Below are 8946 nucleotides of genomic sequence, written 5' to 3'. Positions count from 1 at the left end.
TGATAGCCCCTGTTCTTTTGCAGGTAAAGAGGCCGTCTCAGCAAACGCAATCGTCCCCTCATCCAAGGTGAGCCACTATAATTTCAGAGATACTCGATCGGTCCCCGCATCCAAGGTGAATCACTATAATTTCAGAGATACTCGATCGGTCCCCGCATCCAAGGTGAATCACTATAATTTCAGAGATACTCGATCGGTCCCCGCATCCAAGGTGAGTCACTATAATTTCAGAGATACTCGAACGGTTCCCTCTCCTTGGGGAGAGGGTTAGGGTGAGGGGGCTAACACAGCAGTTAAACCACGCGGATATGCGTTTCCTGGGGTGAAGCGGCGGCCTTGCGTACCGCACTGAGCGCCTTTTCTGGCGTGCGTAGAAAGGTGTTGATGCCGATCTGCACGCAGCGGTGATGTTCAAAACGCTCACTTTCCGCCAGCAGAATGTCGCTGATCAACAGCACCACGTCGGCCTGCGCCAGATCGTCCGCCGTCAGCGAATTTTCAATCCCCAATGCGCCCTGGGTTTCTACTTTGACCGGCCATTTCTCCTGCGCGCACAGTTTTTCCAGCCGCTCGGCAGCCATGTAGGTATGGGCGACCCCGCTGATACAGGCCGTTACCGCTACGAGTTTTATCGTCATGTCAGCCCCTTTGCTTCTGTTCAACCGCCAATGATCACTCGGTAACCTGCCTGTTGCGCCATCGCCTGCAAGGGAGCGATCTGTTGCTCTGTCGGGGCTGCTACGCCGCGCATGGCATATTCGCGCCCCAGCAGGGTATATTTCGCCTCGCCATACTGATGAAAAGGCAACAGGTGGATCTCTTGTAGCCCAAAAGGCGCCAGAAATGCCAGCACCTGCGCCATATTCTCCGTGCTCAAAGTGTAGCCGGGTATTAACGGCAAGCGTGGGATCAGGTTAACTCCGCGCTGCACCAGCGCAGTAAAGTTTGCCAGTACCCGTGGCAGATTGATGTTCAACTGATGTTTGGCGGCCTCGGCATCCATGATTTTCAGGTCGAACAGGATTTGATCGCAGTATTCTGCCAGGGCCAGCACTTGGGCCTGCGAGGCATCTCCGGCGGTTTCGACGGCGGTATTGATACCCAACGCCTGCAAGCGCTGTAACAGCTGGGTGGCAAACTCGGCCTGCATCAGCACTTCTCCGCCGGAAAGCGTCACCCCGCCGCCGGAAGTGCGATAAAACACCTCATCCTTGAGGATGTGCTGTAACAGCGCCTCCAGCGTGATGTTTTGCCCGATCAGCTCCATCGCCCCACTTGGGCACTCTTGTGCATCGTTCAGGCAGGGCTGGCAGCGCAGGCATTTGGCCTCGCGGCGTACGCGGTGGATCTTGCCCGACATCGACTCCGGGTTGGCACACCAAGGGCAGCTATGTGGGCAGCCTTTGAAAAATACCACGGTGCGGATGCCGTGGCCGTCGTTCAGCGAATAACGCTGAATATTGAAGATCCGGGCCTGCGGCTCTGCGGGTGTTGCCCGGGAAAACCCGGGCGTGATCAGGTTACAGTTGATGCGCTGTACGGCGGATGATGTCATCTTGGATCTCCTTCGACAGCTCCACGAAGAATGCGCTATAGCCGGCAACACGCACCACCAGCCCGGCGAAGTCCTGTGGCCTGGCCTGCGCTTCCTTCAGCGTTTCGGCATTCACCACGTTGAACTGCACGTGCTGTAGCTTGAGCTTGGTAAAGGCTCCGAGGAAGTCTGCCAACTTGTTCAGCCCTTGCTGACCTTCCAGCGTGCTTGGGGTGAATTTTACGTTCAGCAGCGTACCGTTGGAGAGCAGGTAGTTATCCAGCTTGCTCACCGATTTGAGTACCGCCGTCGGCCCCTGGCCATCTTGGCCGAGCATGGGTGATAGCCCACCATCCGCCAGTTGTTCCCCCGCATAGCGCCCGTCTGGCGTAGCACCCACCACCGCACCCAATGGCACGTGGGCAGAAACGGTATAAGAGCCGGGGGTAAATTGGCCGCCACGCGGGTTACGGTACTGTTCCACCTCTTTGCAGTAAAATCGCAGCAGACCGGCGCTGATCAGGTCAACTTCGTCGATATCATTGCCGTATTTGTCAAAGCGGTTAATCAGCCGTGCGCGGATCTTTTCCCCTTCCGGCGTGGCGAAGTTGGCCTTCAGCGTGGCCAGCAGTTCATCAAAGCTCAGGCGCTGTTGATCGAACACCAGGCCTTTCAGGGCAAACAGCGAATCGCTCAGGTTGGCGATGCCGATGCCTTGTACTCCGGAGAAGTTGTAGCGTGCGCCGCCTTCGGTGATGTCTTTGCCGTGTTGCAGGCAGTCATCGATAAAGGAAGACAGCAGCGGCACCGGTGCCCAGTCGCGGTGGCCGATATCGCAGATGTTGCTGCCTTCGGCCATCAGCCGGACGTAATGGCGAATTTTTTCGCGAATTTGATCCAGCAATTGCGGATAGGTGAGGCTAGCGTTGCCTTCGTTATCCAGCAGCGTCAGCTCCATCACTTTCAGCAGGTTGAACATGGCAATGTCGTGCAGGCCGTAGGTACGCCCTGGGATCGACAGCTCAACACAGCCCACCACCGCATAATCGCGCGCATCTTCCAGTGAGACACCACGGTTCAGGAATGCTGGCACCACCACTTCATCGTTAAAGATTTGCGGAATACCGGTGCCGAGGCGGATGGTTTCGGCGGTTTTCAGCAGGAATGGCCGATCGATAAACTCATTGACCCGCACGCCCAGGTTCGGCTGTGGCAGGCGGATATTCTGGTACGCATCCAGGCACAGGAACGACAGCACGTTTACCGCGCTGCGGCCGGTTTCCGTCAAGCCGCCCAGCAAGATGGTGTAGCCGGTAGGGAAACCCGCGAAATAACGTGCGCTGGAGGTGGAGCGTAGTAGCACGATGTCGTTGCATTTCACCCACAGGCTTTCCAGCAACTCCTTCAGGAAGGCCGGATCCTGCCCCTGATTGAGGGAGGCTTGATAAAACGGCAGCATGTACTGATCGAAGCGGCCCAGCGACAGTGAGCTGGCGTTGGATTCATACTGCAAAATGATGTTCATATACCAGAACAGCTGGCACGCCTGGTAGAAATCCTGCGGCTTGTGGTGGGCGTTGTGGCTGGAGATCTCGGCGATGCGCAGCAGCTCGGCGCGGCGAGTCTCATCGCTGCATTGCTCCGCCATTTGGCGTGCCAGGCTGGCATAGCGCAGGATATGGCGCTGTGAGGCTTGTAACAGCAACAATGCTGCGGCATAGAACGCGTTGTCTGGCTGCTGCTGCGCATGGCTTTGCAGTTCGGCTAGCAGGCTATCCAGGCCGTTATTCAGCAGGCGCGGGTAATCAATGATGATATGCCCCTGGCCTTTGTCCGTCTGGTTGACGCTGAAAATCTGGGTCTGGGTGGCGGTTTTAACCTCCTCTGACATCTGGCCGTTGATGAAATCCTTCATCGAACGCTTTTCCCAATAAGGGTAAAGCTGCTCGCGATACACCTGTTTGTCCGCTTCGGAAATGGCAAAGCGATCCTGCGGACGGGTTGGGAAAGCATCCAGCTCTTTCAGCAGCCAGTAAGGTTCCATCTCTGGCGACACGATCCCGGCACGCGGCTTCACCGTACGGTTACCGGCAATCAGCTCATCTTCCCGCAGGGTGATTGCTACGTGATCAAGAATATAGGCGGTTGCCTTGGCACGGCGGATGATGGTCGGTTCTCCCTCGGTCTGCCGGTGGCTGGCGGTATAGAGCAGTGCGCGCTCGAGTGAAATTTCGCGCGGGGCGGAGAACAGGGCGGCTTTTAGACGTTCGATCCGGGAGAGCATCACATTTTCCTTTTGTGCGGTAATGGGGGCGGGAAAACCCGGCACGTCGTGCCGGGCTGGCTGTGCGGTTAGGCCTTTTGCGCTAAGTGGGCGGCAATCTTCTCCATGATGGCATCGGCACGTTTTACCGCATCGCTGATGGCCACGCGCACCACGGTTTTCCCTTTAAAGCGTTCTTCAAACTTGATGCCGATATCCTTGGTCAGGATCACCACGTCGGCGGCGGCCACATCTTCGGCCGTCAGCTCGTTTTCCAGGCCGATGGAGCCTTGGGTTTCCACCTTGCACTGCCAGCCTTGGGCTTTGGCGGAACGCTCGATGGCCTCGGCAGCCATGTAGGTATGGGCAACGCCAGATGGGCAAGCGGTTACAGCGATAATCATGGTCATATTCAATTCCTCAACGTAATCCATCGTTTCTCAAGACGCAGCCTGAGAGCGTATTTATTCAGTTAATTTCGAAATCCAGATCCAGATCGTTTTCCTGTGCGGCCTTGGTGGCCTGTTTCTTGGCGGCAAAGCTTTTCAGCAGGTTAACCAACAGGGCGGTGACCACCATGCCCACCAGCAGCGCGGCTACGTAACCCAGCTTGCCTTCAACTACCGGCAGCACAATCAGACCACCCCAACCGGCGTAGCACTGTGCACCCACCAACGCGGCGGTCACGGCGGCGCAGGCAGAACCGATCATGATGGAAGGGATCACGCGCAGCGGATCGGCGGCGGCGAACGGGATAGCCCCTTCAGTAACGCCGACGCAGCCCATCAGCAGCGCGGCTTTACCCGCTTCACGCTCTTCCGGGGTGTAGTATTTGCGGCCAATCAGCGTGGCGAATCCCAGGCCGAGCGGCGGGGTGGCGATGGCAACGGCCGCGATGGCGACCACCGAGTACACGCCCTGAGCAACGCAGATCAGCATAAAGGCGTAGGCCACCTTGTTAACCGGGCCACCCATGTCAAACGCCAACATCAGGCCCATGATGATGGCCAGCACTACGATGCTGCCCTGCTGCATACCTTGCAGCCAGTGGGTCAGGCCGTTGGTCAGCGCGCCAACCGGTTCGCCCAGGCCCCACATCATGATGCCTGCGGTAAGCAGGGTGCCGATGATGGGGATCACGAAGATCGGCATCACCGAGCGCAGGATCTTCGGCACCGGGATCTTCTTGAGGTAGAACACAATAATGCCGCCCAGCAGGCCAGCGATGATCGCCCCGAAGAAGCCAGCCCCGAAGGACGCGCCCACCCAGGCCCCAATCGCCGAGGGAGCCAGCGCGGAGCGATCCGAGATGGAGTAGCCGATATAGGCCGCCAGGAAAGGCACCATCAACGTCAATCCGGCCACGCCGATATCGAACAGTTTTTTCAGGTTAGGGTCCGTCGCCGCATCGGGGACTGCCCCTTTGCCATACAGCATCACGGAGATGGCCAGCAAAATGCCGCCGGCGACCACAAACGGGATCATATGGGAGACGCCGGTCATCAAGTGCTGGCGTGTGTTTCTTAGAATATTGAGTAGCTCTTTCATCGTTCACTCCCTGGCCGCGACCAGCGTGCTTCTGAGATAAAACCACCGGGGAATGACCCCTGATGGATAAAGGTTGTTGGCTATCACAATAGGCATCTGGCGGTACTATCAACAGTGGATAAAATTGCCATTTACTGGATTTTTGTATTGTCAGGAGAAAAGTGCGATCTAACTCAAAGTGTGCGACAGAATAAACCGGGCTTGTGGAAACGGGCTTTGTGAGCGGTATCGCATTTATGCCGTCAGGATACATTTGTCCAGTGTTTGACATTTTTATCCGATAGCCCTGGGCCGCGCTGCGCTTTTATCCTTGTGGCAAACCGGTGTTGTTCACCGCTGCTTTGGTATGAGGAAAGAGTGATGGCGAAAATAGTGACGTTTACCTGCGTGCTGCCCAACGGGGTACATGCCCGCCCAGCCAGCCATATCGAAACCCTGTGCAACGGTTTCCGTTCCCGCGTTGAATGGCACAACTCACGTAGCGGCCTGCGTGGCGACGGTAAAAGCGTGTTGTCACTGATCGGTACCGATACTTTGCTGGGCGATGAATGCCGCATCACCATCGAAGGGGAAGATGAACAGGCGGCGTTTGAGCGCCTGAGCCAGTTTATCCAACATGAATTTCCGCACTGCGACGAAGCACTGCCGCAAGTGGATGACCAGGCGGAGCAGGAACCTATCCCGCAGTCTCTGGCTAACCTGAACCCAACGCTGGTGCGCGCTCGCTCCGTCAACCAAGGCACCGCTAATGGCAAACTGGTGCATCTGGCGCGGGTGGATTTAAACGCCCTGACGTTGCCGCCTACGCAATCTGTTGAGCAGGAGCAGCAGCAACTGGCCGAAGGGTTGACGCGCTTTGGCAAGGCGCTGGATCTGCAACTGATGGGCGGTAACGGCACCACCACGGCGGTGCTGGAAGCGCATCGCTCCTTGCTGCGTGACGGCGCATTCCGCCAGCACCTGCTTGATGGTGTGCTGGCCGGGGAAAGCTGTGCCGCCGCCATTGTGGCCACTGCAGCCCACTTCAGCCAGCAACTGGCACAGTCTGCCAGTGCCTATCTGCGCGAGCGTGAACTGGATATTCGTGATGTCAGCTTCCAGTTGTTACAGCAAATTTATGGCGAGCAGCGCTTCCCGGCGCAACAGGCGCTAAGTGTAGACAGCATTTGCATCACCGATGAGCTGACCCCGAGCCAATTCCTGGAGCTGGACAAGCGTTATTTGAAAGGCCTGCTGCTGGGCAGCGGCGGTAGCACCTCGCATACGGTGATCCTGGCTCGCTCCTTTAACATTCCAACTCTGGTTGGCGTCGATGCCGCTGCAATGCTGCCATATTTGAATCAATCGGTGCAGATCGACGGCGATCTTGGACTGGTGGCTTGCGATCTCAGCGAACCGGTTCGTCGTTACTATCAGCAGGAGCAGTGGCTGAGCGAGCAGATCCGCAGCCAGCAAAGCGCCTATCTCGATCAACCGGGGCGCACGGCCGACGGTGTGCGGATGGAAGTTGCCGCCAATATCGCCCATGCGGTAGAAGCAGAGGCGGCCTTCAGCAACGGTGCAGAGGCAGTAGGCCTGTTCCGTACCGAAATGCTGTATATGGATCGCCTGACTGCGCCTTCCGAAGATGAGCTTTACAACATTTACTGTCAGGCAGTGGAAGCCGCCGCAGGCAAGACGATCATCGTGCGCACCATGGATATCGGTGGCGACAAGCCGGTGGATTATCTGAACATCCCGGCCGAAAACAACCCGTTCCTTGGCTACCGGGCGGTGCGTATCTATCAGGAATTCCTACCGTTGTTCCGTACCCAGCTACGCTCGATCCTGCGCGCTTCGGCACACGGTCCGCTGAAGATCATGATCCCGATGATCTCCTCAATGGAAGAGATCCTGTGGGTGAAGGATCAACTGGCCGAAGTAAAACAATCGCTGCGTGCCGGGCAGATCCCGTTCGATGAAAAAATCCCGCTCGGCATCATGCTGGAAGTGCCTTCGGTGCTGTTTATCATCGACCAGTGCTGTGAGGAGATCGACTTCTTCAGTATCGGCAGCAACGACCTGACGCAGTACCTGCTGGCGGTGGATCGTGATAATGCCAAGGTCATCAAGCACTACAACAGCCTGAACCCAGCGTTCCTGCGTGGGTTAGATCATGCCGTGCGTGAAGTGCACCGCCACGGTAAATGGATCGGCCTGTGTGGCGAGCTGGGAGCGAAAGGTTCTGTGTTGCCACTGCTAGTGGGGATGGGGCTGGATGAGATCAGCATGAGCGCGCCTTCCATTGCCGCCACCAAAACCCGCCTGGCCAAGTTGGATAGCCGCGAATGCCGTTTACTGCTCAACCGGGCCATGGCCTGCCGTACGTCGCTGGAAGTTGAGCACCTGCTGGCCCAGTTCCGTATGGAGCAAAGCGATGCGCCACTGATCACGCCGGACTGCATTGCCCTGGGGGCCGATTGGCGTAGCAAAGAAGAGGTGATCAAAGGGATGGCGGATAACCTGCTGCTGGCCGGACGCTGCCGTTACCCACGTAATCTTGCCGCCGATTTGTGGGCGCGTGAGGCGGTATTCTCCACCGGGCTGGGCTTCGGCTTTGCCATTCCGCATACCAAATCTGAACATATTGAACAGTCCACCATCAGCGTGGCCAAGCTGGCGCAGCCGGTTGTCTGGGGGGACGAAGAGGCACAGTTCGTGATCATGCTGACCCTTAATAAACATGCCGCCGGGGACCAGCATATGCGGATTTTCTCCAAGCTGGCGCGGCGCATCATGCATGAAGGTTTCCGTGACGCACTGGTGAACGCAGTGTCTGCCCAACAGGTAGAAGCGTTGCTGAAACAAGAGCTTGAACTGTAATCCATTTTTGGGCGCTGCGGCGCCCTTCATTTTTAGCCTTGAGGAGCAACTATGGAACTCTATCTGGATACTGCCGACATCAATGCGGTGAAACGCCTGGCACGTGTGTTGCCGTTGCAAGGGGTGACAACTAACCCGAGCATTGTGGCTGCGTCACGCACGTCGCTATGGGAAGTGCTGCCTGCTTTACGCGATATCATCGGTGGCGAAGGAAAATTGTTTGCCCAGGTGATGGCGGCCACGGCCGAGCAGATGGTTGAAGAGGCGGTGATGCTTCACCGGCGTGTTCCTGGCCTGGTGGTGAAAGTGCCGGTGACGGGGGAAGGGCTGGTAGCGATCAAAATCCTGAGTGGCATGGCTGTTCCAACGTTGGGGACGGCGGTGTATGGGGCGGCGCAGGGGCTGCTTTCTGTCTTGGCAGGGGCGGAGTACGTGGCTCCTTACGTCAACCGCGTGGATGCCCAGGGCGGCAATGGTATTGCTACCGTGCAGGAGTTGCAGCACTTGTTAGAACTGCACGCTCCGCAGGCCAAGGTGCTGGCCGCCAGCTTCAAGACTCCGCGTCAGGCGCTGGAGTGCCTGCTGGCAGGTTGTGAAGCTATTACCTTGCCGGTAGATGTCGCAGAGCAGTTTATCAGCGCACCGGCGGTGCAGGCGGCGGTTGAGAAGTTCGAGCACGATTGGCACGGTGCGTTTGGCACTTTGTCACTGAACTAAGAGAAGATGCCCCTCACCCTAG

At 57.4% G+C, this 8946-nt stretch carries 7 protein-coding genes; 2 read left to right on the top strand and 5 right to left on the bottom strand.

Annotated elements, in window-relative coordinates; all coding sequences use genetic code 11:
* Positions 1–293: 293 nt before the first annotated feature.
* The 5 genes from ACKWMY_RS27310 to ACKWMY_RS27290 all read right to left on the bottom strand — a co-directional run bounded on the left by ACKWMY_RS27310 (position 294) and on the right by ACKWMY_RS27290 (position 5345).
* Entirely contained in the window at positions 294–638 is a 345-nt protein-coding gene (locus ACKWMY_RS27310) for a PTS fructose-like transporter subunit IIB (protein ID WP_021807973.1), read from the bottom strand.
* A gap of 20 nt (positions 639–658) precedes the next feature.
* Positions 659–1555: a [formate-C-acetyltransferase]-activating enzyme gene (locus ACKWMY_RS27305; protein WP_024531122.1), complete on the bottom strand. Its 897-nt coding sequence runs from the start codon at positions 1553–1555 to the stop codon at positions 659–661.
* Entirely contained in the window at positions 1521–3818 is a 2298-nt protein-coding gene (locus ACKWMY_RS27300; protein WP_409487432.1) for a formate C-acetyltransferase, read from the bottom strand. Before ACKWMY_RS27300 ends, ACKWMY_RS27305 begins: the two co-directional genes overlap by 35 nt.
* Positions 3819–3886: 68 nt before the next feature.
* Positions 3887–4207 (bottom strand): PTS fructose-like transporter subunit IIB, encoded by a 321-nt coding sequence (locus ACKWMY_RS27295; RefSeq protein ID WP_021181481.1) that lies wholly within the window; start codon positions 4205–4207, stop codon positions 3887–3889.
* A 58-nt stretch (positions 4208–4265) separates the two neighbouring features.
* The gene (locus tag ACKWMY_RS27290; RefSeq protein ID WP_074032111.1) at positions 4266–5345 is read right to left on the bottom strand and encodes a PTS fructose transporter subunit EIIC; all 1080 of its coding nucleotides are present in this window, start codon (positions 5343–5345) and stop codon (positions 4266–4268) included.
* A gap of 360 nt (positions 5346–5705) precedes the next feature.
* On the opposite strand from ACKWMY_RS27290, the gene ptsP reads away from it, so the two are divergent.
* Both ptsP and fsa read left to right on the top strand, forming a co-directional pair.
* Positions 5706–8207 carry a phosphoenolpyruvate--protein phosphotransferase gene (gene ptsP, locus ACKWMY_RS27285; protein WP_074032112.1) on the top strand — a complete coding sequence of 834 codons (2502 nt, stop codon included), beginning with the start codon at positions 5706–5708 and terminating at the stop codon, positions 8205–8207.
* Positions 8208–8258: 51 nt separating this feature from the next.
* Positions 8259–8924: a fructose-6-phosphate aldolase gene (fsa, locus tag ACKWMY_RS27280; RefSeq protein WP_409487431.1), complete on the top strand. Its 666-nt coding sequence runs from the start codon at positions 8259–8261 to the stop codon at positions 8922–8924.
* Positions 8925–8946: the final 22 nt, after the last annotated feature.

The organism is Serratia sp. J2 (assembly GCF_046269175.1).
GTDB classification, from domain to species: Bacteria; Pseudomonadota; Gammaproteobacteria; order Enterobacterales; family Enterobacteriaceae; genus Chania; species Chania fonticola_C.
Note: the sequence above shows the minus strand (reverse complement) of the source record. Positions and strands in the feature narration are given on the sequence as shown.